The sequence below is a fragment of the Nocardia sp. 852002-51101_SCH5132738 genome, from assembly GCF_001665695.1.
Taxonomy (GTDB): Bacteria; Actinomycetota; Actinomycetes; order Mycobacteriales; family Mycobacteriaceae; genus Nocardia; species Nocardia nova.
Genome location: NZ_LZML01000159.1, coordinates 53,531 through 78,632, shown reverse-complemented (window position 1 = coordinate 78,632; position 25,102 = coordinate 53,531). Strand labels below are relative to the sequence as shown.

At 67.2% G+C, this 25,102-nt stretch carries 25 protein-coding genes; 8 read left to right on the top strand and 17 right to left on the bottom strand.

Annotation, left to right across the window (positions count from 1 at the left end; translation table 11 throughout):
• The first annotated feature begins 117 nt into the window (after positions 1 to 117).
• Complete coding sequence (locus A5789_RS24795; protein WP_227462826.1) at positions 118 to 885, top strand: alpha/beta fold hydrolase; 768 nt, start codon at positions 118 to 120, stop codon at positions 883 to 885.
• Positions 886 to 991: 106 nt separating this feature from the next.
• Positions 992 to 1,630, top strand: coding sequence for a TetR/AcrR family transcriptional regulator (locus A5789_RS24790; RefSeq protein WP_063015768.1), 639 nt, complete (start codon positions 992 to 994; stop codon positions 1,628 to 1,630).
• Positions 1,631 to 1,654: 24 nt separating this feature from the next.
• On the opposite strand, the gene A5789_RS24785 is transcribed toward A5789_RS24790, so the two are convergent.
• The 4 genes from A5789_RS24785 to A5789_RS24770 form a co-directional block, all read right to left on the bottom strand.
• Positions 1,655 to 3,178, bottom strand: coding sequence for a bifunctional 3-(3-hydroxy-phenyl)propionate/3-hydroxycinnamic acid hydroxylase (locus A5789_RS24785; RefSeq protein WP_064906920.1), 1,524 nt, complete (start codon positions 3,176 to 3,178; stop codon positions 1,655 to 1,657).
• 73 nt (positions 3,179 to 3,251) lie between these two features.
• Positions 3,252 to 5,168, bottom strand: coding sequence for an acyl-CoA synthetase (locus A5789_RS24780; protein ID WP_064906921.1), 1,917 nt, complete (start codon positions 5,166 to 5,168; stop codon positions 3,252 to 3,254).
• Positions 5,165 to 6,103, bottom strand: coding sequence for a fumarylacetoacetate hydrolase family protein (locus A5789_RS24775; protein WP_064906922.1), 939 nt, complete (start codon positions 6,101 to 6,103; stop codon positions 5,165 to 5,167). Before A5789_RS24775 ends, A5789_RS24780 begins: the two co-directional genes overlap by 4 nt.
• Positions 6,100 to 7,233 carry a VOC family protein gene (locus A5789_RS24770; protein WP_064906959.1) on the bottom strand — a complete coding sequence of 378 codons (1,134 nt, stop codon included), beginning with the start codon at positions 7,231 to 7,233 and terminating at the stop codon, positions 6,100 to 6,102. Before A5789_RS24770 ends, A5789_RS24775 begins: the two co-directional genes overlap by 4 nt.
• A gap of 135 nt (positions 7,234 to 7,368) precedes the next feature.
• On the opposite strand from A5789_RS24770, the gene A5789_RS24765 reads away from it, so the two are divergent.
• On the top strand, positions 7,369 to 8,040 hold the full coding sequence (locus A5789_RS24765) for a TetR/AcrR family transcriptional regulator (protein ID WP_064906923.1): 672 nt from the start codon (positions 7,369 to 7,371) through the stop codon (positions 8,038 to 8,040).
• Here the strand turns inward: A5789_RS24765 and A5789_RS24760 are convergent.
• Genes A5789_RS24760 through A5789_RS24750 form a run of 3 tightly spaced genes read right to left on the bottom strand, consistent with a single transcriptional unit; the run spans position 8,020 to position 11,665 of the window.
• The gene (locus A5789_RS24760) at positions 8,020 to 9,783 is read right to left on the bottom strand and encodes a bifunctional 3-(3-hydroxy-phenyl)propionate/3-hydroxycinnamic acid hydroxylase (protein WP_082940932.1); all 1,764 of its coding nucleotides are present in this window, start codon (positions 9,781 to 9,783) and stop codon (positions 8,020 to 8,022) included. The genes A5789_RS24765 and A5789_RS24760 overlap by 21 nt on opposite strands.
• Positions 9,780 to 10,808: a VOC family protein gene (locus A5789_RS24755; RefSeq protein WP_064906924.1), complete on the bottom strand. Its 1,029-nt coding sequence runs from the start codon at positions 10,806 to 10,808 to the stop codon at positions 9,780 to 9,782. The genes A5789_RS24760 and A5789_RS24755 overlap by 4 nt, the downstream gene beginning before the upstream one ends.
• A complete protein-coding gene (locus tag A5789_RS24750; RefSeq protein WP_064906960.1) occupies positions 10,805 to 11,665 on the bottom strand; it encodes an alpha/beta fold hydrolase in 861 nt (286 codons plus the stop codon). The genes A5789_RS24755 and A5789_RS24750 overlap by 4 nt, the downstream gene beginning before the upstream one ends.
• 154 nt (positions 11,666 to 11,819) lie before the next feature.
• On the opposite strand from A5789_RS24750, the gene A5789_RS24745 reads away from it, so the two are divergent.
• Positions 11,820 to 12,686, top strand: coding sequence for an alpha/beta fold hydrolase (locus tag A5789_RS24745; protein ID WP_063015740.1), 867 nt, complete (start codon positions 11,820 to 11,822; stop codon positions 12,684 to 12,686).
• A gap of 40 nt (positions 12,687 to 12,726) precedes the next feature.
• Here A5789_RS24745 and A5789_RS24740 read toward each other — a convergent pair whose 3' ends face one another.
• A complete protein-coding gene (locus A5789_RS24740; RefSeq protein WP_064906925.1) occupies positions 12,727 to 13,362 on the bottom strand; it encodes a TetR/AcrR family transcriptional regulator in 636 nt (211 codons plus the stop codon).
• Positions 13,363 to 13,469: 107 nt separating this feature from the next.
• On the opposite strand from A5789_RS24740, the gene A5789_RS24735 reads away from it, so the two are divergent.
• Positions 13,470 to 14,252, top strand: coding sequence for an IclR family transcriptional regulator (locus A5789_RS24735; protein ID WP_064906926.1), 783 nt, complete (start codon positions 13,470 to 13,472; stop codon positions 14,250 to 14,252).
• Positions 14,253 to 14,375: 123 nt separating this feature from the next.
• Here the strand turns inward: A5789_RS24735 and A5789_RS36880 are convergent, their stop codons facing one another.
• From A5789_RS36880 to A5789_RS24720, 4 genes are read right to left on the bottom strand one after another with little or no spacing between them, the layout of a single operon-like run.
• Positions 14,376 to 14,513: a hypothetical protein gene (locus A5789_RS36880; protein ID WP_156511404.1), complete on the bottom strand. Its 138-nt coding sequence runs from the start codon at positions 14,511 to 14,513 to the stop codon at positions 14,376 to 14,378.
• The gene (locus tag A5789_RS24730; protein WP_064906927.1) at positions 14,510 to 15,646 is read right to left on the bottom strand and encodes a Rieske 2Fe-2S domain-containing protein; all 1,137 of its coding nucleotides are present in this window, start codon (positions 15,644 to 15,646) and stop codon (positions 14,510 to 14,512) included. The genes A5789_RS36880 and A5789_RS24730 overlap by 4 nt, the downstream gene beginning before the upstream one ends.
• Positions 15,647 to 15,659: 13 nt before the next feature.
• Positions 15,660 to 16,565, bottom strand: coding sequence for a VOC family protein (locus A5789_RS24725; RefSeq protein WP_064906961.1), 906 nt, complete (start codon positions 16,563 to 16,565; stop codon positions 15,660 to 15,662).
• 48 nt (positions 16,566 to 16,613) lie between these two features.
• Positions 16,614 to 17,798 (bottom strand): acyl-CoA dehydrogenase family protein, encoded by a 1,185-nt coding sequence (locus A5789_RS24720; RefSeq protein WP_064906928.1) that lies wholly within the window; start codon positions 17,796 to 17,798, stop codon positions 16,614 to 16,616.
• Between the two features lie 406 nt (positions 17,799 to 18,204).
• Here A5789_RS24720 and A5789_RS24715 point away from each other — a divergent pair, with 406 nt between their 5' ends.
• The gene (locus tag A5789_RS24715) at positions 18,205 to 19,305 is read left to right on the top strand and encodes a TIGR03857 family LLM class F420-dependent oxidoreductase (protein ID WP_082940930.1); all 1,101 of its coding nucleotides are present in this window, start codon (positions 18,205 to 18,207) and stop codon (positions 19,303 to 19,305) included.
• Between the two features lie 239 nt (positions 19,306 to 19,544).
• Here A5789_RS24715 and A5789_RS24710 read toward each other — a convergent pair whose 3' ends face one another.
• From A5789_RS24710 to A5789_RS24690, 4 genes are all read right to left on the bottom strand, one after another.
• On the bottom strand, positions 19,545 to 20,279 hold the full coding sequence (locus A5789_RS24710) for an SDR family oxidoreductase (protein ID WP_063015745.1): 735 nt from the start codon (positions 20,277 to 20,279) through the stop codon (positions 19,545 to 19,547).
• Positions 20,280 to 20,514: 235 nt separating this feature from the next.
• Positions 20,515 to 20,790: a hypothetical protein gene (locus tag A5789_RS24705; RefSeq protein WP_064906929.1), complete on the bottom strand. Its 276-nt coding sequence runs from the start codon at positions 20,788 to 20,790 to the stop codon at positions 20,515 to 20,517.
• 110 nt (positions 20,791 to 20,900) lie between these two features.
• A complete protein-coding gene (locus A5789_RS24700; RefSeq protein ID WP_064906930.1) occupies positions 20,901 to 21,821 on the bottom strand; it encodes an NADP-dependent oxidoreductase in 921 nt (306 codons plus the stop codon).
• Between the two features lie 280 nt (positions 21,822 to 22,101).
• A complete protein-coding gene (locus A5789_RS24690; RefSeq protein ID WP_064906931.1) occupies positions 22,102 to 22,833 on the bottom strand; it encodes a hypothetical protein in 732 nt (243 codons plus the stop codon).
• 526 nt (positions 22,834 to 23,359) lie between these two features.
• On the opposite strand from A5789_RS24690, the gene A5789_RS37440 reads away from it, so the two are divergent.
• Together A5789_RS37440 and A5789_RS24685 are read left to right on the top strand one after the other, a co-directional pair.
• On the top strand, positions 23,360 to 23,527 hold the full coding sequence (locus A5789_RS37440) for a hypothetical protein (RefSeq protein ID WP_167356756.1): 168 nt from the start codon (positions 23,360 to 23,362) through the stop codon (positions 23,525 to 23,527).
• Between the two features lie 164 nt (positions 23,528 to 23,691).
• Entirely contained in the window at positions 23,692 to 24,357 is a 666-nt protein-coding gene (locus A5789_RS24685; RefSeq protein ID WP_064906932.1) for a maleylpyruvate isomerase family mycothiol-dependent enzyme, read from the top strand.
• A 76-nt stretch (positions 24,358 to 24,433) separates the two neighbouring features.
• On the opposite strand, the gene A5789_RS24680 is transcribed toward A5789_RS24685, so the two are convergent.
• Positions 24,434 to 24,862: a hypothetical protein gene (locus tag A5789_RS24680; RefSeq protein WP_082940929.1), complete on the bottom strand. Its 429-nt coding sequence runs from the start codon at positions 24,860 to 24,862 to the stop codon at positions 24,434 to 24,436.
• Between the last annotated feature and the right edge of the window lie 240 nt (positions 24,863 to 25,102).

Genomic DNA, 25,102 nt, shown 5'->3' with positions numbered 1-25,102 from the left:
GCGCCGCCGACCGGGTCAGAGCCACGACAACATCACCGCTCTGCGCGGCTGCGATCACGATCGGTTGTCGTCGAGGGCCGTATCGCCCGCTATTCGGCCGGCGGACACGGTCCCCGCGTGCTCTTCCTGCACGGCTGGGGACTGGGGAGATACGCCTATACCCGCCCGCTCGAGGAACTCGTTCGAATGGGAGTGCATGTCTTCGCCCCCGCGCTTCCCGGCTTCGGGGGCACGGCCGGGTTGCCGATCGAGGATCGGTCTCTCGCCGGCTACGCCCGGTGGGTCGGAGATTTCATCGAGGCGATCGACCTGCCGCTGCCGGTCACCGTGGTCGGGCACTCCTTCGGGGGCGGCGTGGCGATCCAGGCCGCGCACGATCTACCGGAGCTCGCCGAGCGGCTCGTGCTCGTGAACTCCATCGGCGGCTCGGCATGGACCGACGGTCGCGGGGTGGCACGCGCACTCCGTGAACGTCCGCTGTGGGACTGGGGCCTGCACTTGCCGGCAGACCTGCTGCCCGGTCGCCAACTGACCCGGGTCCTGCCGGTGATCATGCGTGACGCGGTGCCCAACGTCCTGCGGAACCCGACAGCGGTGTGGGAAGTCGCGCACCTGGCCCGGACCGCCAACCTCACCTCCGAGCTCAACGAACTCGCCGAGCGCCGACTGCCCGTCTTCGTGGTGTGGAGCAAGCGAGACACGATCATCCCGGAATCCACGTCGATGTCGCTGCGGACCGCCCTGGGCGACCCCCGCACGATCACCGTGCCCGGCGGGCACGGCTGGCTCCTCGACGACCCGCACGCCTTCGGGGAAATCATCACCAACGTCGTCCGGGAACCGGATTCCGGCTTCGAGCCCGACACCCGGCCGACGGCACAGTAGCGATCGACACCGGCGAAGGGCACGCCGCCCTAGAGCTTCGGGCAGCACCGGTCTGATGTTTTCCTCAGATATGATTTCGGTGACGATTCCGACGCAGGAGGGCCTGATGACCACCGAATCCGTCACGCGCAACCGTGTCGATCGGCGCCGCGAGCGCACCCGCAACGCCCTACTCGGTGCTGCCCGGAAGTTCCTGTCCGAGGGGCGAACCGCGGTGAGCATTCAGGAGATCACCGACGCCGCCGACGTCGGATTCGGCTCCTTCTACAACCATTTCGAGTCGAAGGATCAACTCTTCGACGCGGCGGTGCGCTCGGCGTTGCAGGTCTACAGCGAGATGCGCGACGCCATCGTCGCGCTCTACGACGACCCGGCAGAAGTGTTCGCGGTGAGTTTCCGCATGACCGGACGTTTGCAGCGGCAGGTGCCCGAGATGGTCCGGGTGATCCTGAACTCCGGGATGGCGGTATTGCTGCGCGAAGAAGGTCTGGCCCCACGCGCCCGTCACGACATCATCGCCGCGCAGGAGGCGGGCCGCTTCGACCCGATGGACCCGGATATGGCGGTGATGGCCGCGGGTGGGGCCCTACTGGGTCTCCTGCAACTGCTCGACGCGCAACCCGGCGCCGACGTCGAGACGCGGACCGACGACATGGCGTTCCACGTCTTGCGCATGTTCGGCATGAACAAGCGATCGGCGCACAAGCTCGCCACCAGCCCACTGCCACCACAGCCCCAGCTCTGAACACCGCCGGCCGACGCCGGCGCATCACCGCCGAACGCTCGGCGCGAAGTCCGGAAGCGAGGCACACAGCGCGGACAAGCTGCCGCGACCGTCCTGCACGGTGCCGTCGGGCCGCACGACAAGCGTCGACGCGTGACCGCGGCGCATCCACCGAGACAGCTCCGAGTTCGGTGCCGGGCACACGATGACACCGCCGCGTCGGCGGACCACAGCGCGGTCCCATGCCGTCGGATCTTCCAGGGTGATGACGGCGTATCGGCCGCCGATGACGTCGTCGACGCACTGCCCGTCCGGCATTCGATCGTTCGGAATCAAACGACCGGCGAGAAGACCGTGTATCCACCTCGCCGTCACCGGTGAGGAGTCGCGCAGTGGTGGGGATTCACCGCTGGTGACCATCCGGGCGAATCCCGGGATGTGCTGCAGGTACGGCGCGATCAGGCCACGCAACCGGTTGCCCAGTTCGCCGCCTTCGGTCATGGTCAGCCCGGTGAGCTTCGCCAGCCGAATCATCTTGCGCGCGTGGGGTTTCCTTTCCCTTTCGTAGGTGTCGAGCACAGCGGCCGGCAACTCGGCGCGCAGCACTCCGGCCAGCTTCCAACCGAGGTTCGCGGCATCGCGGATACCCGCGCCCATCCCCTGCCCGATGAACGGCGGGGTCAAATGGGCCGCATCCCCGAGCAGGAACACCCGCCCCTGTCGCCACCGATCCGCGAGTTGCGCGCGGAAGGTGTATTCGGCGACGCGCACCACTTCCATCTGCTCGTACTCGGTCTCGCCGAGCCACGGGCCCAGGAGCGGACGGAGGGCAGCCGAATCCCGGTAATCGTCGGCGTTTTCACCCGGATGCAGCCGAAATTCCCATCGGTACCGCGTCTTCCCGATGCGCATATAGGTAGCCGCGCGATCGGGATCGCAGACTTGGTGGACACCTTCCCAGTGCTGCAGCTCGGTCGTGGCGGCGATATCGACCACAAGCCATCGCTGCTGGAATCGCAGGTCTCGCATATGTCCGCCGATTCGATTGCGCACCAGGCTGTTCGCCCCGTCGCAGCCCAAGACATATTCCGCTCGTACGGCCTCGGTCCGCCCGCCCGATCGATCGGTGAATTCCACGCGCACGCAGTCGTTCTCCCGGACTACGGAGGTGACGTCCGCATTGCCGCGCATTGTCACCTGCGGGTACCGAGCCAGGTTGCGACGAAGAATCGCTTCCAACTCCGGTTGGTCGAACAGGTTCGCCTCCGGATGTCCGTTGCGACCGCCCGTCGTATCCCGATCGAACTGTGCCAGCACGCGGTGATCCGGATCCGCCAATCGCAAACCCAGCGCCGGACGGGAGACGGCGTCGAATTCCGCACCGACACCCAGTCGTTCGAGGATCCGGCGGATTTCGCCGTCGAGGTGGACAGCGCGCGGCTGCGGGTAGACACCCTCCCACCGCTCGAGTACCAGCGATTCGATCCCGTACTGGGCGAGCAGCGTGGCCGCCGTCAACCCGGTCGGGCCCGCGCCGACGATCACGACCTGTACCACCGGCGAGGTCACGACAACACACCCCGCACCGTGGCGACAGTCGCGATGGCAGCGGGACCGCGGCCGAACGCGGTGGGTCCGATCGTCATCGACGCCTCTCCACTCTCCAGGTGACGGCGTAGCGGGCCAGAACAGCTTCGATCGCGGCGCGGTCGGCGGTGGAGTCGAGCACCACCGTCGCGACGACGGCGCCGTCCTCGACCGCCGCGACGATGTCGGCAACACCGGCCGCATTCGCCAGCGCGTCGACCAGTTCGCGCCGTGTCGCATCGGCGCGCAGGCCCAACTTGTACGGTTTGCCGACGTCGGTGACCGGCAGCGCGTCGAGGATGGTCACGGTCTTCGGTACGGCCGCGCGTTCGTGCATACGCTCGGCGGCCCAGCGCACCAGCTCGTCCTCGGTGACGTTCGCGTCCCCGGTGAGCGCGACGTAGGCGACCGGCACCTCACCGGAGTGCACGTCCGGGCGGCCGACGGCTCCCGCCGCGCCGACCCGGGGGTGGGACAGCAGGACGTCCTCGATGGTCGCGGGATCGATATTGTGACCGCCGCGAATGATGAGATCCTTTGCGCGACCGTGCAAATGGATGAAGCCCTCGGGGTCGATATGCGCCAGGTCGCCGGTGTTCAGCCAGCCGTCGATCACCGTGCCGAGTCCGTCGAGGCGGTGGCCGGCGTCGGTACGGCCGGTGACATAGCCCGCGAAGACAGTGGGTCCATCGACGACCAGCACGCCGATTTCCCCGGCAGGCAGGTCTTCCCACGCCCCGTTGTCGGCCGCGCGGACGACCGCGACGCGCTGGTAGGGCATGCGCTGGCCGACCGCGCCGGGTCGGGGAACGTCCGGAAAGCTGCGCGCGGTAGCGCACGTGGCCTCGGTGAGGCCGTACCCTTCGACGAGGGTCACGCCGGTATGTTTCTGAAAATCCTCGCGCACTGCCGCCGGCAGCGGCGAGGCTCCGACCATCGCGTAACGCAAGCTGGAGAAATCCGCCTGGACCGGGCACCGGGCCAGCACCGCGTAGACGGTCGGCACGGCGCTCATCGCCGCAATCCGGTAGTGCGCCACGATGTTCCAGAACTCCGCGTACAGGGCGAGATCGCGGTATCCCAGCGGACCCGCCCACACGACCGACTGGCCGCGGAACAGCGGCGCGAGCAAGGTGACGACGAGCGCGTTGACGTGAAACAACGGCAGTGCCGCGAACCCCACCGCTTCGTCGTCGAGCAGCGAGTTGGCGGCGATCATCCACGCGTTGGCGACCTCACCGGAATGACGATGAGCGGCCAGCTTCGGCACACCCGTCGTTCCGCCGGTATGGAACAGCGCCGCCAGATCCGATCCTGTAGGCGGCTGCCCGGCGAATTCGGTCGAAACCTGTTCTGCGGCAAGCAGCTCGAGGTAGCCGACCACGACGCCGTCGATGACCGGCAGTGCCGGCCGAGGCTGCCCGGTAGCCGTCGGACGCATGACGAGCAGCGCGTCCAGCAGACCTCGCTCGGCCAGCTCACGCGCGGTGTCCCAGGTATCGGGCGCCAGCTCCGGACCCGCGGCGATCAGTGTCCTGGCGCCGGAACGGCGCAACAGTTCCGCGATGTGATCGCCGGACAGCCCTCCGTTGATGGGAGCGGCGATGCCCGCCAGCTGTGCGGCCAACGTCGCCGGAATCAGCTCGGCACAGTTCGGGGCGATGAGCGCGACCGCATCGGAGCGGCCCACACCCAGCTCGTGCAGCAGATTCGCGTAGCGATGGACGTCGGCGAGCAGCTCGGAGTAACTGCGCTGCAAAGGTTCTCGCCAGCGAGACGCATCGGGCAGCACAGTGAGTGCCCGTCGCCGCGGCCATCGCGTCGCGGCGCGGACGAGCAGCGCGTACGTCGATTCCGGCAAGCCACGCGCCTCGAGTGGAATCGACTCGATCGTCTCGAGGTCTGCCGGGCTCTCGTAGCGCGGCCACAACAGTTCCTCGGACGCGCCGACCAGGGACGCGGTGTCGGTCATCGGGCGTACCTCACGACCGTGCGCTGGCGGCCGAGGTCGAGCACGCCGTCGTCGGTGCCGATCGCGGCCTCCACCACGTCGCCGTCCCGCAGATACTTCGGATTCCGGGCCTGGCGGGAGAAGAACAGTTTCCACTTCACCTTCGGCGGCAGCAGGGAGCCGATGATCTCCACCGGCTTGGGCGGGGCACTGATCGCGGTGCCGACCGGCGTTCCGGTCAGCAGCAGGTCACCGGGGTCCATCCGCTGGAAGCGGGTCAGTTCCCGCAGCGCCTCGACCGGCCGGTAGATCATGTCGGCAACCGTCATGTCCTGCCGTAGTCCGCCGTTGACCCACAGCCGCAGCCGGAGGTCGGTGAACCGCTTCAGCTCGTCGTCGTCCAGCAGCACCAGCGCCGGCCCGACCGGGGTGAAGGTCGGATACGACTTCGCCTCGTAGAACTGCGTTTTCGGCAACTGGACGTCGCGAGCGGAGACGTCATTGGTGACGACCAGCCCCGCGACGTAGTCGGCGAGATTCTCGGCGGTGACCTCCGAGCCGACCGGCATCTCCCGGCCGAAGACGAGCCCGATCTCCACCTCGTAATCCAGCAGGGACACATGGGCGGGCCGGATCACATCGTCGTACGGGCCACTGATCGAACCCGATGCCTTGCGGAAGAACGTCAGCGGCACGGTCTCGGGGTCACCGCCGGAATCCTTCACGTGGGAGGCGAAGTTCGTCATCTGCGCGACCACGCGGCACGGCGCGGTCACCGGAGATATCAGCGAAAGGGTCTCCACCGCAACGGTTTCGGAGCTGCGGGCTGCCGCGAGGACGGCGCCTCGATCCGCCAGCAGCTCCCGGGTGGTGGTCGCGGCGGTGTCGATCCGGGCGGCGCCCGCTGGTGTGCGCACCCACCAGCCGTCGACGGTGCGCAGTACGGAGATGGTCATGAGTTGGCTACTTTCAACAGGCCGCGCAGGCGGCGGAAATCGAATTCGTTGTCCTCGCGCAGCGCGGCGACGATCGCGCGTGCCTCACGCAACGACTCGGCTCCCGGCTTGATGCCGAGGAAGTCCTTCGTCGCGGGTGGTCCCCACTGGGCCAAACCGGACGCGCTCATCGGAGCCCAGCCCGGCTCGACGGTGGCATCGAACATGTCTCCGTCGCTGAAGTGTTCGACCATGAACCCGTCGGGGTCACGCCAATAGTCGAAGATCTGACTGCCCTGGATATGCCGGCCGATGCCCCAGGATCGGCGATAACCCTGCTCGCGCAGATACTCGCCACCCGCGGCGAGAGCGTCGAGGTCCGCCACCTGATACGCCGAATGCACGTACCGGTTCGACGGGCCCAGGGTCAGCGCGAGCGTGTGATGGTCGGCCGGAGTGCCCGCTCGATCGCAACGGATGAAACTCATGACCGGCCCGCGCTCCCGCTGGCCGGGGTAATAGAGGAAGTCGCTGACGATCAGTCCGAGATTGTCCAGGTACCAGTCGAGGGTCTCCCGGTATCTCGTGGTTTGCACGACGACGTGTCCCAGCCGCTGCACCCGCGCCGGCACTCTGGCCGGTCGCTGGGTGGCGTTGACCCGCACGATGTCGTGCCCCGTGTTCAGCAGGTGCGGTGGCTGCGGGGCGAGAGCATCGAGGTCATGCGCGCCGGCGACGACCCGCACCCGGAGCCCGCTCGGATCGGCAAGATCGACGGCCGCTCCCCCGAGTGACTCCGCCAGCGGCACGATCCGAGCGCCGCGCGCCTCGGACAGGCGCAGCAGGTCTGCGGAATCGGCGGCACGGAAGGCCGGGCCGACGAATCGGGATAGGGCGCCGCGCCGGATCAGGACACACGGTGCGCCCGGGTCCGTGCCCCGCAGGTGCAGCTGATCGGGCGTCCGCATCGCGGTCGTGAAGCCGAAAGCGTGAGCGAAGGTCTCCGCCTTGTCGAGATCGGGCTTGTCGAACTCGAGCCACGCGAGGTCGAGCACCTTGACGACCGGGTTGCGCGAACGCCCGGGGTGTTCACCCGGCAACGCGCCGTGCTCGCTGTGCAGGCCGCTGTGCACTTCGTGATGGCCGCTCATCGGCCGCTCCTTCCCGTAACTGACGATATCGTCACTCACGAAGATATCCACAGTCAAGAGTTGATGAGAATTTCGTCAGTATTGACAAGAGCGGCTACTATGACGGGCACGGAGGCGAGAAGAGGTGATGCAGCGATGACCGCACAGACCGGAGCCCGGCCGAACCGGCTCGAGCGCCGCAAGGCACGCACCCGCGCCGCGCTCGTGACGGCCGCGCAATCGCTGCTGGCGGACGGAAAAGTGAACGTCCCGATCGTCGAGATCACCCAAGCCGCCGACGTCGGCATGGGCTCGTTCTACAACCATTTCCAGAGCCGGGAGGAACTGTTCCGGGCAGCGGTCGAGGAGGCGCTCGACCGGCACGGCGCACTGCTCGACCTGCTCTGCGAAGACCTCGACGACCCGGCGCAGGTGTTCGCTCAGAGCTTTCGGCTGACGGGCCGTATGCACCGGCGCAATCCGACCCTGAGCAAGGTTCTGATCAACAACGGGCTCGAGCTGGCCGGCTCGACGAAGGGGCTGGCTCCCCGCGCTCGCCGCGATATCGAATCCGCGGTCGAGGCAGGCCGATTCGACGTGCGGGATCCGGAACTGGCCATGACGATCGTCGCGGGCGCCACGATCTGCCTCGGGCGACTGCTGCACGACCAACCCGACCGCGACGACGGCGAGGCCACCGATTCGGTGACCGAAGATCTGCTGCACATGTTGGGCCTCTCGCGCGAGGACGCCCGCGAGATAGTCCAGCGTCCGCTGCCGTCGCTCGATACGTCCCCGCGCGATACGTCAGCGGCCGGCCTCGCCTAGCCTGCCGCTCGCAGCAGACGTCGAATGGGCAAGGGAGACAGCGGAAACAGGTGATCGCCTGACGTCGACGTCGAGCTGCCCGGTGAGTTCGGCGACCAATTCGCCTCCGTGCCCGGCCGGCGCGGTGCCGAAGACGAAGCGGTCCGGACGGAGCAGCACTATCCCGCCGGAACCGACGCCGGCCCTGGCGAACCATCGGATCAACGCGCCGGTGTGGTCTTCGACATCGGCATGGTCGTCACCCGTCGTGCGCCCGTCGCCAGGGGCACCCTGGGGCCGCCCGCCGAAGGGATAGACGGTGACGAATCGTGTTCCCAGCGCTTGCAACGCGGCCACATCGTCCGCATCGAGCACGGCACGGGGGTCGACGCCGTAACCGAGCACCGAGAAACCCAGGCCGAGTACATCGTCGAGACGCTGGTGACGGCCGTCGTAGGTGCGGACCTCCGGTTGCGGGGACAACGCTCCTTCCACGCCGCGCCACCCGAATCGTCGGCGGGGCAGTCCGAGGTATGCGTCGCGGCGGAACCGCGGACGCGGCTTCATCTTGGCGGCGCGGATCCAGCCACCGAGGCCGGGAGTGCGCAACGAGGCCTTCATCGCGATGTCGCGGGCCGCCGCGATCAGTGGGTTGTCGACCGACACCAGCGATTTGTTGAAGACCGAGAAGTCGATCATCGCCTCGGCGTGCGGGCGGCGTTCGGTTTCGTAGCTGTTCAGAATGTCCTGGCCGGCACCGTGTTTCAGGATCGCGGTGAGCTTCCAGGACAGATTGTCCGCATCGCGCACGCCCGAGCCCATACCCTGCCCGACGAACTGCGGTGTCATGTGCGCGGCGTCGCCGGCGAGCAGGATGCGCCCGACGCGCCAGCGATCGGCGACCACGGCGTTGAACGTGTAGACGAGCTTGCGCAGCACCTCGACCTCGTCCGGGTGCACGAAACGGGCGATATGCCGGCGGACTGTTTCCGGGTCCTCCATCTCCTGTTTCGTCTGCGATTCGGTGAGCATGAACTCGAATCGGTGATGTCCGTCCGGTTGGGGACACGACACGATCGGCAGATCGGGGTCACACACGAAATCGAAGTACGGCAGGTGCCGGAAGGCGTCCACTCCGTCTTTCGCCTTCAGGTCCACCACCAGCCACCGTTCCGGAAAACTGGTGCCGGTCATGTCGATTCCGAGCTTCGTGCGCACGACACTGCGCCCGCCGTCGCAGCCGATCAGGAACTCGGCCCGCACTCGCTCGGTGGTGCTCGGATCGGTTTCCGATTCGCGCTGACCGTAGCCGGTGCCACCGCATCCGACGTGCTCGACGACGACACCGTCGGGGCCCTGGTCGACATCGACAACCTCACGGCCCCGGCGCACCGTCACATGCGGGTATCTGCCGAGGGCGCGTTCGAGACCGTTCTCCAGATAGGGCTGGTACAGGAAGTTGACCACCGGCCAGCCCAGCGGGCGCTGGACCTGTTTGAACTGCACCAGCACACGTCCGTCGCGGCGCACCCATTGGACGGCGGAGTCGGTGTTCATATCCGCGGCGAGTTCGTCTGCGGTACCGGCGGTTTGGAAGATCCGCATACATTCGTCGTCGGTGTAGACCGCTCGGGCCAAGCCGTAGAATTCCGGTTCGCGTTCGAGCACCAGCACGCTGATCCCGCGACGGCCGAGCAGATTGGCCAGGGTCAGGCCGGTCGGGCCCAGGCCGACGACCACGACGTCGTAGTCGGTGGTACTCATCGTGACAATCCTTCTGCGAGCTCGGGAACGGTGATCTCCGGAGTTCCGATCGTCTGCAGCGCCTGCCGGAACTGGGCGAATTTGCCCAGGACGGTCTCTCCCACCGGGGTGTGGCCCCAGATGCTGATGCCCTGATAGGTCCTCGGCTCCCAGGTGGATTCGAGTTCAGGGCCGACCACGATCGGGTTCCAGCCGACCTCCAGCTCGAAACCGGAGGGGGTCACGCAGTAGAACGACAACTCCCTGTCGTTGGTGTGCTGACCGACCGACCATTGCATCCGGAACCCGAGCGCGGTGACCCGCCCGAAAGCGGCGAGCATATCGTCCAGCGTCGCGGATTGAATGTTGATGTGCTGCACCGAGGTTCGAATCGGATCGAGCTTCACACCGCGCACGTTGGCGATGGCGATCGAGTGGTGTCGCTCGTTGACCCGCAGGAATCGGATCTTCATCTTCAGCCCGGACACGGTCTCGTCGATGTAGTCCGACAACCGGGAATCGAAGACGGTCTGGTAGTAGCCGCGCATCGCCTCCGGTTCGCGCGAGATCATCGCCACGTGCCCGAGTCCGGCCTCACCCGTCACCCAGCCGGAGCTGATCATTCGCAGCGGCTCCGGGGTGGTGACCGGTGTCGTGAAGATTTCCTGGGCGATGCCTTTCGGGCCGGCGAAGCGCCACAACCGCTCTACCCCTCGCAGTACCGCGTCCTCGGGTGTCGCCTCGATGACCGGGATCCCGCGCTCGGTGACCCGCGCGACGATGCGGTCGAAGGTTTCATGATCGTCGACCTGCCAGCCCAACGCGATGACGTCCTCGGCCGAGCCCCGGCGGATCAGGAACCGGCAGGAGCGATCGTCGAGGCGAAACCGCACGGTATCGCTGTCGAGATCGTCGACGTGCAACCCGATCGCATCGGCCCCGAAGCGCCGCCAGTCGGTCAGCCGATGCGATTGCACGACAACGTATCCCAGGTGCACCGCACCGAACACCGAAGCATCGGTGCGCGGGCGGAGGAACTCGCTCATCGGTCCGCCTCGAGAAAGGCGGTGGCCAGGGTGTTGAACAGGTCCGCACGTTCCCACTGCACCCAGTGGCCGGCATTCGCCGCCAGGTACAGATCACAGTCGGGCATGGCGTCGGCCAGCATGCGCCCACCGGCGGGCCGATTGACCTTGTCGTCGGCCCCCCACACGACCAGCGTCGGATGAGCGACCTTGCGCAGGCGCGAGTCACGCGTGAAGTCCATTCTCCACAGCGTGCGCAACGCCAGCGGTCCCGAGGGCCGGCGCAGCGGCGGGTCCGCTATCACTTCCGGGTCGAGGCTGGCCCGGTAGCGGGCCTCGATGAGCTCGTCCGGCACCGCACTGCCGTCGTAGACCAGATACTCGCGAATGAACGTCGAGAGCTTCTCCCGGCTGGGTCCGGAGCCGGTGTAATAGCTCAACAATTCCCGCAGCCCCGCCGTGGGCAGGGCCCGCGTGGTGCCCACGCCACCGGGCCCCATCAGGATCAGCCTGTCGACCTTCTCGGGCCGATCCATCACCAGCCGCAGGGCTGCCGCGCCACCGTAGGAATTGCCGATCAGGTGCGCGGACGCGATGCCCAGTTCGTCCAGCAGCCCGCCGATCGCCCCGGCGAGGTCACCGAACGGATCGGACTGGTTCACCCGCTTGGACGACCGGCCGTAGCCCGGCATGTCCGGCACGATCACACGAAACTTTCGCGCCAGCGCGTCGATGTTGCGGGAGTAATTCGACAACCCGGTCGCGCCGGCGCCACCACCGTGCAACAGAACCACAGCCGGGCCGGATCCGACCTCACTGAAGAAGATCTCCCGATCGCCGACCCGCACGGTCCGCCCGGTTCCGACGCCCTCGTCGATGCTAGTCACGACACCTCCACACCTCTTTGTTGATGAAATCATCAACTGTGGAGCACGGCCGCGTCAAGCTTTTCTGATGAAAATGTCAGAATTAGCCGACCGCTGAACGGGAAATATCGCCGGTGCCGCGCCTCGGCGATGGCAGGCTCGGCATATGAGTACCTCCGTCGACGCCCACGCCGTCCCCGAACTGCTGGAATTGCCCACCGAACACGGCGTCCTGCGCTACCGCGACACCGGCGAGGGCCCGCCGCTGCTGATGCTGCACGGATCCGGACCCGGTGTCACCGGCTGGCGCAACTTCAGCGGTAACGTGCCGACGTTCGCACAGCAGTACCGCACGCTCGTTCTCGAGTTCCCCGGATTCGGGGTCAGCGACGACTTCGGCGCGGCACATCCGATGATGTCGGCGCAGCAGGCGGTCACCGCGTTCCTCGACGGGCTCGGACTCGAGACCGTCCGGATCATCGGGAACTCGATGGGCGGTTTCGTGGCAACGGAATTCGCTCTCGCCGCGCCGCAGCGAGTCGAGCGCCTGGTGACCATCGGCGGCATCGGCACCACGATCTTCGGTCCGCAGCCCGGCGAGGGAATCATCCGGCTCAGTGAGTTCGTCGAGAATCCGACCCGCGACAGCTTGGTCGCCTGGCTTCGCTCGATGGTCTACGACCAGAACATGCTCACCGAGGAGCTGATCGAACAGCGCTGGCAGCAGGCCACCGAACCCGGCGTCCTGGAGAATTCGCGGCGGATGTACGGACGTGCGGCGCTGGCACGGATGGCGGAGGCGGCGCGTGCCGCCGATGTCACACCGGGCTGGGCGAACTTGCGCCGGATCTCCGTTCCGACGCTGATCACGTGGGGGCGTGACGACCGGGTGAGCCCGGTCGACATGTCGTTGATCGCGATGCGGACCCTGCCGCACGGCGAGGTGCACATCTTCCCGAACTGCGGGCACTGGGTGATGATCGAGCAGAAGCAGGCGTGGGAGGCGACCGTCTCGGCGTTCCTCGCCCGCTAGCCACAGTGCCGGCGCCGGTTCCGCCGCACCTATTGTGCGGCTACGGGACCGGCGCCGAGGGCTGCCCCATCACCGCTCGCAGACCGACGAGCAGCATCTTCATGCCGCGCAGCTGCAAAGCCTCCACCTCGGAGAAATCGCCGCCGACCTCCTGGTCGACCCACTGGATGTAGGCCTGGCGGCTGGTGTGCACGATCAGCTCCGCCGGAAGTCGGCGCAGAAACGGATCGTCGCCGAGTTCGACTCTCGCCGAAAGGAATTCCGTGATCGGCCCGCAGAGCTGCTCGCCCCATTCCAGCCAGCGCAAACGGTACTGCGGCGTATGGATCATCAACGTCATGAATGTGCGGTCGGACTCGGGCGTCCGGCGCTTGTAGACCTCGGTGGTGAACGCGCGCGCCAGCGTTTCGGCGACGTCGGCGTCGGCCGGCGCATTCTTCAGGAAGTCGATGATGATCGCCTGGCTGCGCCGGAACAACGGCCCCATGACGTCTTCCTTCACCGGGAAGTGGCGATGGAAAGTCCTCGGCGCGATGCCGACCGTCTCGCAGATGCGCTCCACGGTCGCGGAGGTGTCACCGTCGGCGACGAACATATCGCGCGCGGTGTTCGCGATGGCCAGACGCAGTTCCTCCGCGCGGCGTTCGGTCAGCGTCGGCCTGGACGACTTGCTCACGGCCTCTGTCCTCCTTGATCGCAGTCCACGGTAACGCTTACACTCAAGCCTGTCAGAATCTGACATATAGTCACATTCTGCCGGTGTGTGGCGCTTGGAGGCAACAGATGGCAACGGTGCAGCTCGAACAGACCCCCAACGCGATGATCGATCGCGTGGCGTCGCTGCTGGAAGCATTCGTCGGGCAGAGGCCCATGACGCTGGCCGACATCACACGGCGGTCCCAACTGCCTCGCTCGTCCGCGCATCGAATCCTGCAGCGGCTCGTGGAACTCGGCTGGGTGGAACGCCACGGCTTCGAATATGTCCTGGGCATAAGGATGTTCGAGTTCGGGTCGCAGGTGGTGCGCCAGCGCAGCCTCAACGACGTGGCGACGGCCGTCATGACCGGATTGCACCGGCGCACGGGTCTGACCGCACATCTGAGCCTGCTGTCGGGCGCCGAAATTCTGCATCTCCATCGGGTCGGAGCCTGGCCGATGCCGGGGCGGCAGTGGGCGGTCGGCGCACGCCAGCCCGTCGAACTCACCGCGGCCGGTCATGCGCTGCTCGCGGCGATGGATCCGGAGCAGTGGCCCGAGCTGCCGTTCGCCGTCGCCCCCACCCGCTACAGCGTGCGGACTCGCCGGCAACTGGAACGCGAGTTGGAGAAGGTCCGCGCTCGCAGCGGGGTCGCCGTGGACTCGCAGGGCTGCGCCCTGGGAGTCACGGTGGTAGCGGCCGCGCTCGACATCGACGTGGACCGCGGTCGCATGGCGGTGTCCCTGTGCGGTCCGACGCGCTCGATCAAAACCACGGCGGTCGTATCGGAAGTGCGCCTGGCGGCGAACGAGATCCGGCGCGCGGCCTCGGCCTCGCGCCGGATCGAGCCGCGGGCGGTGCGCGTCTGACGGTCGCTGCGCCGATGCAGCGATGCGTCCTCCCGCGGGATGACAGAGCATCGCACCTTCGGGCACGCGCAGCAGAACGGGCCCCTGCCGTCGGATGACGGCAGGGGCCCGTTGCCTCCGCGCTCAGCTCACCGCGCTGTCGAGTACGCGCAGTTCCCCGGATTCCGCGGCAGCCCGGATGGATTCGCGAAGTTGCGAGCACTGCCGGCACTCGACCGGCGCCATCGGCACCTCCCGAACGCGTTCGTCGATCGGCGTCACGAAGTCGCCTCCGCCGCTTTGCGGGCGATGTTCTCGCGGACCTGCTCCTCCCAGCCGGCCAGCGGTCGCGTGGTGTCGAGTTCGAATTCGAACCTGTCGACCATTTCGGGAGCGACATCGGCGACATCGACGTAGAACTGCTGATACCAGCGGCGCAGCTGATATACCGGGCCGTCTTCCTCGCAGAGCAGCGGATTGTCGATGCGCGCCTTGCTCTTCCAGATCGCGACGTCCTGCTCGAAGCCGAGCTTGACCCAGTCGCCGAGCGCGACGGCAGTGGCCATCGCCTGCTCCTCGGGCAGCGTCTCGGACTTCTCGACGATGATGCCGTATTGCAGGACGAACGAATTCTCGTCGATCGGATAGTGGCAGTTGAGCAACACGGTTTTGTAGTCGCCGTGTTCGTAGTGATAGACGAGGTCGTCGATCATGAACGACGGCCCATAGTAGGAGGCCACCGACGAGGTGCCGAGCAGTTGCGGCTGGCCCACCGGTCCGGGTAGGTCGGCGCGAGCGCCGCTTTCGAAGTACTGGGTCGCCACCGGTCCCTCGAAGACATTCTTGAAGAAGGTCGGCAGGGAGCCGTGGATGTAGAAGAAATGCGCCATATCCACGACGTTGTCGATGATTTCGCGGCAGTTCGTGTCGACCACCGTGGTGTACCAGTGCCAATCGGTCCAGTTGTCGGCGCCAGCACCCGCGATCCGCGGGATGGTGACGTCCTCCGGCGGCGGATTGCCCTCCGGATCGTTCCAGACGAACAACATGCCGTCTTGCTCGAGCGGCGTCCAGGCCCTGGTGCGCGCCAGTGGCGGCACCCGGCGAGCGTACGGGATCTGCTTGCAGCGCCCGTTGCCGCCCCAGCGCCAGTCGTGGAAGGGGCAGGCGATCTCGTTGCCCTTGACCTCGCCGTCGGACAGGTCGCCGCCCATATGCCGGCAGAACGCGTCGAGCACGTTGACCCGGCCGTCCTCACCGCGGAAGACCACCAGCTTGGTGCCGAAGGCCCGGATCGAATGCGGCCGTCCGTCGGCGAAATCTCTGATCAGCCCGAGACAATGCCAGCCGCGGGCGAATCGCGTGGGCACTGCCCCTGCCTCGATCCGGCGTACCTCGTCATGCGTCGTTGTCATGTCCACCGTCCTTTCACGCCTGTTTCATCTGCTTGGCCCACAGCCATTCATGTCCCCAATAGCTGTCGGCGGTGATCTCCTCGGCGGTGTAATAGGACTCGTCGACCAATTCGCCCGCGGTGCCGTATTCGATATCCCAGCCGCCGGGCACCCCGACGTAGAAGGACACCATTTTGTCGTTGGTGTGGCGGCCGAGTGTCGACGACACCGGGAAATCCCGTGCCATCACCTGGTCGAGCGCCTGCCCGACGGCATCGAGCGAATCGACCTCGACCATCACGTGAATCAACCCGGGATCACGGCCTTCCAGCGCGGGCATGATCGCCAGGCTGTGGTGGCGCTGATTCACTCCCAGGAACCTGATCCGCAGCGGTCCGGCACCGGGAGGTGAGGGCATCCGGAACGCCCCGCGCGACAGGAAGCCCAGCGTCTCGGTGTAGAAGGTGTAGGACTCCTCGAAGTTGGCGGTCGGCATCACCACGTGCCCGAGTCCCTGTGCGCCGGTGACGAATCGCTGCGCGTATTTGGTGACCACCGGACTGTGCTCGAGTACCGGACCGTGGAAGAACTCCAGCGGCGTCCCACCGGGGTCGGTCATGCAGATACCGGCTTCGACCTTGCGGCGGTCGGCCAATTCCTGTGACATGGCGGTGTATTCGTATCCGGCGTCCCGCAATGTCGCTTCCAGCCGGCGCAGCGCCGGCCCGTCCCGCAATTCCCAGCCGACCGCGCTCACCCGGTCGACATCGGAACGTTCGACGGTGATCCGCGACGGGCGCTCGTCCATCCGGAAATGCAGCGCGTCCTTTTCGTCCCCGAATCCCGGTGCGAAGCCGAGCACATCGAAGCCCAGCTCCCGCCAGCGATCCACATCCGTGGCGAGCACCCGGATGTAGCCGAGCCCCTTGATTTCACTCATGTACAACTGCTTTCACTCATGAAGACAACTCGCATTCGGTTCGCTCGGTCAGATCATCACGCGCAGGGGACCCTGCGGTACTTCCACACCCAGCGAGGCCATGGCCGACGCGTGATAGGTCGTGCTGGTGACGTGGATGGCGTGGTGCAACCCCGCGTGAGCGTCGTGCCAGAACCGTTGCAGCGCATTGTCCATGCGCAGCGCGTTGCCTCCGGCGCGGTCGAAGATGTCGTCGGCGGCCCGGACCGCCCGCCATGCCGACCGGATCTGATCCCGGCGCACTGCGGCGCGCATCGCGAAATCGATCTCCTTGCCCGCGTCGACCAGGTCCCAGATGCGGTCGACGTTGGCGAGCAGCTGCTGACGGGCGGCATCGATCTCCGATGCGGATTCGCCGAGCGCGTGCAGAACGTAGGGGTCGTCCTTGACCAGAGTTCCGGTGGCCCCCACCCGATTTCGCTGATAGTCGATGCCGGCGGCCAGCACGCCCTCACAGATGCCGATCGTCGCCGAGGTGATGCCCAGCGGGAACATGGTCGACCACGGCATCTTGTACAGGGTCTCGGTGACGCCGTATTCCACGGCGGCACTGCCGTCGATGACCTTGCCCTGGTCCATCACCCGGTAATCGGGGATGAACGCGTCTCGCACCACGATGTCCTTGCTGCCGGTGCCCCGCAGCCCCACCACATCCCAGGAGTCCGCCACGATCTCGTAGTCCGAGCGGGGCAGGATCACATGCAGGGGCTGCGGCGGCATGATCGGTTCGCCGTCCGCGTCGCCGACCAAAGCGCCGAGGAAGATCCAGTCACAGTGATCGGTGCCGGAGGAGAACTGCCAGCGCCCGCTCATGACGTATCCGCCGTCGGCAGGAACCGCGACACCACCGGGCATATACGGTGATGCCATCCAGGTGTCGGTGTCCGCGCCGAGAACTTCCTCCTGCACCTTGGGATCGGCGAAGGCGAGCTGCCACGGGTGCACGCCGACGATGCCGGCCACCCAGCCCGCCGAACCGTAGAGGCTCGCGGTCTTCATCACCGTCTCGGCGAACTCGCGCGGATGCGCCTCGTAGCCGTTGTACTCCTTGCGCTGCAGCATCCGGATGACGCCCGCGTCCTTCAGCCCTTTGGCCATGTCGTCGGGCAGCCGGCCGAGCGAGTCACCCTCGTCGGCCCCGTTGCGGATCTCCTCGGCGATTCTGTCGATATTGCCGAGCACTGTGTTGGACATACAGCTCAGCTTGGCCGCTGAACCCGCATCTGTGACGTGAGTCTCCTACTCATCGGAACATCGGATCACCGCCCGAGCTGATCGCGGACCCAACCGGATTCGCGTAGCGGCGCCGGGCGGATGTGCGCGCCGGCGTCCGCGCCTTACCCACCGCAGACTGTTGACACTCGGCAAGACACGTGTCTATTTTCGGTGAGTCCGCAAGCCACATCCCCTCTCGGGTGCCGCAGTTCCGACGCGTCGTGGCGAACAGGCCCTGTGATCGGAGAGCCGGTGACCGAAGCCGAACGCGAACTCGGCGGGACACCACACCCGATCGAGGAGGCGATCACGGACGCCGCGAGGTTCTTCACCCGCAGGAGATCGACCATCCGCGCAGTGGTCCGCAACGAGAAAGGACTCGCAGATGACCGACCCCTCCGACGGCAGCGGCCGACCAGAGCGGCTCGACGCCGATTCGTCTGTGCCCGAACAACTTTCGGAACTCGGCTACTATCTTCTCGCGGGAGCGGGGGGTGAGGGGCCCGCGGCGCTGGTCCAGGAGGCCCGCCGAGGCGAGGAGCTCGGCCTGGGCACCGCGTTCATCTCGGAACGATGGAATATCAAGGAAGCATCCTCACTGACCGGTGCGGCATGCGCCGTCACCACACGCATGCGGATCGCCACCGCGGCCACCAACCACAACACACGCCACCCGCTCATCACCGGCTCGTGGGCGACCACCATGCATCGCCTGTCGGGAGGCCGCTTCACCCTCGGCATCGGCCGCGGCATCGGCGCGCTCTATGCCGGCTTCGGCATTCCCGCGGTGACGACCGCGCAACTGGAGGATTTCGCCGGCGTGATGAGACGGCTGTGGCGCGGTGAAGCCGTGATCGGCCACGACGGGCCGATCGGGAAATACCCGGTTCTGTTCCTGGACAGCGATTTTCGCGAACACATCCCGCTCGGACTGGTCGCCTTCGGACCGCGCACACTCGAACTCGGCGGCCGCGTCTTCGACGACGTCATCCTGCACACCTACTTCACGCCACAGACCCTGCAGCGCTGCGTCACCACGGTAAAAACGGCTGCCGAACGAGCCGGACGGGACCCCGCCACGGTGCGAGTGTGGTCCTGCCTGGCCACCGTCGGCGACCACCTGCCCGAGGAACTGCGCCTGAAGAAGACAGTGGCACGCCTCGCGACCTATCTCCAGGGCTACGGCGACCTCCTGGTTCGCACAAATGACTGGGATCCCGCTGTGCTGCAACGCTTCCGTGCCGACCCGATCGTGCAATCGGTCGCCGGCGGAATCGACAGCAAGGCCGGCGTCACCCAGATCGAACACATCGCCGGCCTGATTCCGGACGAGTGGCTCGCAGCCGCCGCCACCGGAAGCCCAGAACAGTGCGCCCGCCGCATCCGCGACGAATTCGGTTACGGCGCAGACCGAGTCATCCTGCACGGCGCCACCCCGGACGAACTGGCACCGATCCTCGACGCCTACCGCACCGGCCGGACGTGAGGGCAGTCCGGTCGCCGCACCGGCCCTAGGTCCGGCCTTCGCCTTGCAGCACCGGCTCGGTGTGTGCGGTCGACGACGGCATCGGGAAGGTCGAGACCGTGGATGTCGTCGTGGACGAGTTCGATCGGTTCCCCCGCCCGGACCGGTCGCCGCGGCGAAGCCACGCAGGTCCGCCCCAGGCCCGCCATTAACCATGTCGAAGGTACCGATGCCCTGCGCAAACCGGCAGGCGCGTCCGGTCAGTGCGAGCGCAGCCAGTCGCGGTAGTGGGTGCTGGCCAGGTGGGCGTCCGGGGGCGCTGTCAGCTCATCGCCTTCGACCGCGGCGAACAGGCCCGCGGTGTTGTCGGTGACGACGTGGCGGTGGTCGCCGGTGGCTTCCAGTGTGATGCGGCCGAGTTCGTCGAGAGCGAAGACATCCGGACCCGCGATATTGCGAATGCCCCGCAGTGGTGCGCCGGCGGCCACCTCCGCGACCTCGGCGGCGACCTCCGCGGAGCTGATCGGCTGGATCGGGGTGGCGGGCAGGCGCACGGCGTCGCCGTCGGTGGTCGCGTCCATCGTCGGTGCGACGAACTCCATGAACTGGGTGGCGCGCACGATCGAGTACGGAATCGGCCCCGCCTCGACCAGATTCTCCTGCAGGGTTTTCGCCCGGTAGTAGGCCAGGGCCGGCACACGGTCGACACCGACGATGGACAACGTCACGAGATGCCCGACACCGGCCGCCTCCGCGGCGGCCAGCAGATTGGTCACCGTGGTGCGGAAGAAGTCGATGGACGCATCGTCGAAGGTCGGTGAATTGGTCACGTTCACGACGACCTCGGCGCCGCTGAGCGCGTCGTCGAGGCCCTGCCCGGTGAGCAGGTCGAGGCCGGTCGAGCGGGCGTGCCCGGATGCCTCGTGTCCTGCGGCCGTGAGGCGCTGGATCACCTGGGAGCCGATCAGTCCGGTGCCGATGACGGAGACTTTCATGCTGCTCCTACGGTTGGGTTCGAACTCGGAGGCCCCGGATTGCCTGGGGCGACGGGTTTTTCCGCGTGCTGCCGGCATCGGTGGACGGGGCGCGATCACCGTGGCGGCGTCGTAGTCGAGCGCGGCAATACTATCGACGCGCGGTCGCCTGCCGGGGGCCTCCGAGGGGAGGGTTTCGACGCCGCCGCCGAGTTGCGGCCATCTCGTGATCCGACGCGGACGCGGCCGCCACGGCTCATCGTTTTCCGGGCGGCGTGATTCCGGCGAGGAGGACATCGGCGACATGGTCGGCATAGGTCAGGGGGTCGACATCCGGATTGGTGTCCAGATAGTCGAGCATGCTGTCGACCATCCCCTGATACGTCACCGCCAACAGCTGCGGATCGAGGTCCGCGCGCAGCTGTCCATGGTCCTGACCGCGCCGTAGTAGTGCGGCTTGCCGGGCATACAAGGCGCTGTACTCCCGGTCGCGCAGGGCGGCACCGCCGCCGAATGCGCCCAGATTCAGCACGATCTGGCGGATCGTGCGCAGCTCGGCACCGTGCGTGGCGGGCAGCTGCGCCGCGCGCCGGATCGCCGCGCGCAGCAGATCATCGACATCGGCGTCGAGGTCGTGTCCCGCTACTCGTCGGCGACCCGGATGATCGTCCGGCCCGGTGTGCGGTGGCGGCGAGCGAATGCGGACGCCGTGTCGGCGAGCGGTCGCACGGAGCCGACGATGGGCTCGAGCCGCCCCGACCGCACCCGCTGGGCGAGATCGGCCAGCCGCGCGCGGTCGGGTTCGACGACGAAGAAGACGGCGCGCCCGTCCCTGGGCTGCGTGGTCGGCGGCATGGCGATGGTGACGAGAGTGCCACCGGGACGGACCAGTTCGGTCGAGCGCTCGAGGATCGCGCCGCCGATCACGTCGAAGACGACATCCACCGCACCGGCGTCCCGGAGGTCGTCGCTGTCCAGATCGAGAAAGGCCTGTGCGCCGAGTCCGAGGACGAGGTCACGGTCGCCGACTCGGCCGGTGCCGATCACGTGCGCGCCCACCTCGCGCGCGAGTTGCACCGCGATCGAGCCCACACCGCCTGCGGCGCCGTGAATCAGGACCGTCCGGCCGGTTGTCAGGTGGGCGTGGTCGAACAACCCCTGCCATGCGGTCAGGCCGGAAATAGCCAGCGCGGCGGCCACGATGTAGTCGATATCGGCCGCGAGCGGGGCGAGGTTGCGGGCCTCCACCGCGGTGTATTCGGCCAGCGATCCGTTGCGCGCCCAGTCGGTCGGCCCGAATACCCGCTGGCCGACGGTGAGACCGGTGGTTCCGTAGCCGAGTTCGACGACGACACCGGCCAGCTCGTGTCCGGGGATGGTGGGTGTCCGGTCGCGGCCGGCACGATCGGACCACGTTGTCGGCCAGTCGAGTTCGCCGGGCGTGAAGCCGGCGGCGTGCACCCGCACGACGACGTCGTTCTCCGCGGCGTGCGGGTAGGGCATATCGGTCGAGGTGAGCCCGGCGATACCGGAATCACGGTCGCGCACGGTCATCGCTCGCATGCTGGAGTCCTTCCCGGGACATCCCCGTCGGCAGCGGCAGATAGTCGGGCCGGCTCGGCCGGGGCGAGCCGAGAACGCTCTCGACCGCCGTCGGACGCCGGAAGCCGGGGGCGAAATGTGCGAGCACATCGGAATTCACTGTGCCGTCGATACTTTCGGGCCGGTTCCGGAGTCCGTCGATGACCTCCGGCATGACGTGCGGCCTTCCGGCTGACGACATCCCCATTCCCTCGCAGTCGCGAAGACCGCGAGGGGGTAGGGACGTCGCGGTGACCGTGCGCTATGCCGCCGCGGGGGTGGATGCATCGGCGGGGATAGGCGCATCGGTGGGAGTGGATTTCGGCGGGAGCGGCGCGGTGATCCCGACGATCGCGCCGACCGCCGCACCGAGTGCCCCACCGAGCGCGGCAGCGGGTGCGGCGACGACCGCGGCGCCGACGGCCGCGCCGATCAGCGGGCCGGCCACCAGACCGGTCGGCAGGAACGGGATACCGACGACGAATCCGGCCGCCGCACCGAGCGCCGCGGCGGGGATCGCGAGGGGCGCGGACACCGCCGCGCCGATGCCTGCACCGATGGCCGCACCGACCCCGGCATCGACCACCGTGGCGGCACAGCGATCGGGATCGGCGGGAACCTGTTCACAGAACGTCTCGATCGGATGCTGGTCCTCGACGGGCAGCGCATCCGCGATCGGGGCCGGCGACGCGGCCGTCGTGTCGACGGGCGCCGGGGCCGTGACGGCAGCAGCCGCGGTGGCGACGGACGGCACGTCTGCTGTCGCCGCCTGGGCCGATCCGTCGTCGCCGGGTGCGTTCTGCGGGGCGACGGCCGAATTGCCCTGGACGACAGGAGCGTCGGCGGGCGGCAGGGGCAGCGGCACCGGGACGGGAATCAACCCCTGCACATCGTGCGCCAGTGTTTGCCAGTCCACTGCCAGCGGCGGCACAGCGGGTGCCTGCGCGGCGTCGGCCGGGGTGAGAACGAGATCGCCGGGAGACGCCGTGGCCACTCCCGTGCCTAAAAAGACCGCAAGCGGCAACATGCTCGCAATCAACAATGGACGTGACATGCGCCGATGACCAGTCTCCGGCATTTCACACCTCCCGGGTGTTTATCTTCGAGTTTTTCCCGACCCTCTCGAATGGTTGTGCACGTTGCGGCTGAGGTAGTTTAAGCTCCAACCCGGACCGGGCAGTGGAGAAACGGCGAATCCACGTGCGTCGATCGAATGACGATTTCGCCGCCCGAAACCGTGAATCCCAGCGTGCGGCGCGGTCGACTACGAATTATCGGCAAATTTGTGGCAGAGTCCGATCGGAACGCGATCCGCAACGCTTCCGCGCTCTCCGGGACCGGTTTCGCCACGCAGGCTTCCGATTAGCTGTCAAGCTGCCGTCGATCGCGAGCGGGTTCACCGCGACGGGCTACGCTCAGGACCCGAGCACGGGACCGGCGGCCGAGTAGAGGGGTCGGATCGTGGGCCGCCTTGCTCGAAATCCTCTTCCACGGCGGCTACTCGGCGTAGAAAAGAGGTCATGGGAAGACAGGCGACCGTTGTTGTCTACGTGCTCGCACTGGTGGCCGTCGTGGTCGGCGTGGACGTGCTGTTCTTCAGACACCATTTCTGGGCGCGGCTGCTGGTGAATATCGGGATCGTGCTGGTGTTCGCCGCGTTCTACCTCAGGTTCGTGCAGCGTTCGTGACGTGCCGGAATCGAGACGGTCGACGGTTCGGGCGCACACCGCCGATATCGCAACCGCCGAGCCGATGAATTCGCCTCCGCCCCTTCGTCTGTAGTGGGAACGCTCGTCCGCCCTGCGGGGACACCGTTGATCAGCGGCGCGGGCACCCGGACTGGAGGTCGTGGATGTCGAACAGGATCGCTCGCGCGGATATCTGGGCTATGGTCCGGGCCGAACGGGCAGCGCTGGCCGAAGAGCTCGCCGGCTTGGACGAGCAGCAATGGGACCGGCCGACGTTGTGCGGGGAGTGGACGGTGGAGGAGGTCGTCGCCCACCTCACCGCGACGGCCACCATCGGCCGGTTTCGCTGGCTCCGGAGTGTGCTCGGCGCCAGGTTCGACTTCGACGAGCACAACGATCGGCGACTCGCCGAGCATCGGGGCGCGACTCCCGCCGAAACTCTGGCCCGGTTTCGAGTCGTCGCCACCAGCACGGTCGCGCCGTCGGGACATACCGCGGCCTGGCTCGGTGAGGTGGTGGTCCACGCGCAGGACATCCGCCGCCCCCTCGGACTGTCCGGCACGCCCTCCGTGGACGCCGCCACCGTGGTCGCCCGCTTCTACGCCGGACGCAATTTCACCGTGTCCAGCCGCAGCAGGATCGAGGGGTTGCGGCTGGAGGCGACCGACGGCCCCTTTACAGCCGGGACCGGTTCACCGGTCGCCGGCAGCACGATCGCACTGACCATGGCGATGGCCGGCCGAATCACCTACTGCGACGACCTCTCCGGTTCCGGAGCGGCCGTTCTGCGCGATCGGCTGAGCACGGCCACCGATCACACCATCGCATGAGTCCGGACCGAGATGAGGCCCGGAATACGCTGTAGCTCAGTGTATTCCGGGCCTCCTCACGCGCGCGGTGCGGCGATCAGGGTTGAGGTTGCGCGCTGCGCGACATCCCGCGCCGGGTGAAGGGATTGCGCAGCCGCGGCTTCGGCGTGGCCGCCGATTCCGCGGGCGCGGTCTTCGCGACGGCCGGCTGCGCCGGCGGTGTCTTCGCGAGATCCTGACGAGTGGCGGTCATTTCGCGGCGCGACTGCCGCAGTTCGCGGCGTATCTCCGCATGCCGGCGCGCGGATGAGAACGCCCCGCTCAGGGCGATGCCCAGGCCGAGCATGCCGACGGCACCGACCGCGGCACCGGCGGCGAACAGTTCGTTCTGAGTAGGGGTGAAATGGGCTCCGAACACGGTGAATTCGCTCGCCAGCACGTGCGTGTCGCCGGAATTGGCCAACGCTGCGGCGATTCCGACGACCAGCGCGGCGAACAGAATGATCAACCCGATGAATACGATCATGGCTACTACCGATTCTCAACATCGATGGACTGGTGTAGTTGGGAAATAACCCGCTTCCGGATCGTCAAACAGCGGTCTCGACAAGCGCTTCGGATGCGCACTGGTGTCCCCGCCTCCGGAACCGGTCCCACTCAACGCTTTCGGACGGGGTCTACACCCTACGCGCGGTGGAGCTCCTGGACGCCGGGCCCGACCCCTTCCGGCACCCCGTCACGAACACCCAGCCGATCGAATATCCGA

What these genes read in the sequence shown, in the direction of transcription:
- A5789_RS24790 (WP_063015768.1), top strand. Translation starts at nt 992, where the DNA reads ATGACCACCGAATCCGTCACGCGCAACCGTGTCGATCGGCGCCGCGAG.
- A5789_RS24780 (WP_064906921.1), bottom strand. Translation starts at nt 5,168, where the DNA reads ATGACCGACACCGCGTCCCTGGTCGGCGCGTCCGAGGAACTGTTGTGG.
- A5789_RS24775 (WP_064906922.1), bottom strand. Translation starts at nt 6,103, where the DNA reads ATGACCATCTCCGTACTGCGCACCGTCGACGGCTGGTGGGTGCGCACA.
- A5789_RS24770 (WP_064906959.1), bottom strand. Translation starts at nt 7,233, where the DNA reads ATGAGCGGCCATCACGAAGTGCACAGCGGCCTGCACAGCGAGCACGGC.
- A5789_RS24765 (WP_064906923.1), top strand. Translation starts at nt 7,369, where the DNA reads ATGACCGCACAGACCGGAGCCCGGCCGAACCGGCTCGAGCGCCGCAAG.
- A5789_RS24760 (WP_082940932.1), bottom strand. Translation starts at nt 9,783, where the DNA reads ATGAGTACCACCGACTACGACGTCGTGGTCGTCGGCCTGGGCCCGACC.
- A5789_RS24755 (WP_064906924.1), bottom strand. Translation starts at nt 10,808, where the DNA reads ATGAGCGAGTTCCTCCGCCCGCGCACCGATGCTTCGGTGTTCGGTGCG.
- A5789_RS24745 (WP_063015740.1), top strand. Translation starts at nt 11,820, where the DNA reads ATGAGTACCTCCGTCGACGCCCACGCCGTCCCCGAACTGCTGGAATTG.
- A5789_RS24735 (WP_064906926.1), top strand. Translation starts at nt 13,470, where the DNA reads ATGGCAACGGTGCAGCTCGAACAGACCCCCAACGCGATGATCGATCGC.
- A5789_RS24730 (WP_064906927.1), bottom strand. Translation starts at nt 15,646, where the DNA reads ATGACAACGACGCATGACGAGGTACGCCGGATCGAGGCAGGGGCAGTG.
- A5789_RS24725 (WP_064906961.1), bottom strand. Translation starts at nt 16,565, where the DNA reads ATGAGTGAAATCAAGGGGCTCGGCTACATCCGGGTGCTCGCCACGGAT.
- A5789_RS24720 (WP_064906928.1), bottom strand. Translation starts at nt 17,798, where the DNA reads ATGTCCAACACAGTGCTCGGCAATATCGACAGAATCGCCGAGGAGATC.
- A5789_RS24715 (WP_082940930.1), top strand. Translation starts at nt 18,205, where the DNA reads ATGACCGACCCCTCCGACGGCAGCGGCCGACCAGAGCGGCTCGACGCC.
- A5789_RS24710 (WP_063015745.1), bottom strand. Translation starts at nt 20,279, where the DNA reads ATGAAAGTCTCCGTCATCGGCACCGGACTGATCGGCTCCCAGGTGATC.
- A5789_RS24700 (WP_064906930.1), bottom strand. Translation starts at nt 21,821, where the DNA reads ATGCGAGCGATGACCGTGCGCGACCGTGATTCCGGTATCGCCGGGCTC.
- A5789_RS37440 (WP_167356756.1), top strand. Translation starts at nt 23,360, where the DNA reads ATGGGAAGACAGGCGACCGTTGTTGTCTACGTGCTCGCACTGGTGGCC.
- A5789_RS24685 (WP_064906932.1), top strand. Translation starts at nt 23,692, where the DNA reads ATGTCGAACAGGATCGCTCGCGCGGATATCTGGGCTATGGTCCGGGCC.
- A5789_RS24680 (WP_082940929.1), bottom strand. Translation starts at nt 24,862, where the DNA reads ATGATCGTATTCATCGGGTTGATCATTCTGTTCGCCGCGCTGGTCGTC.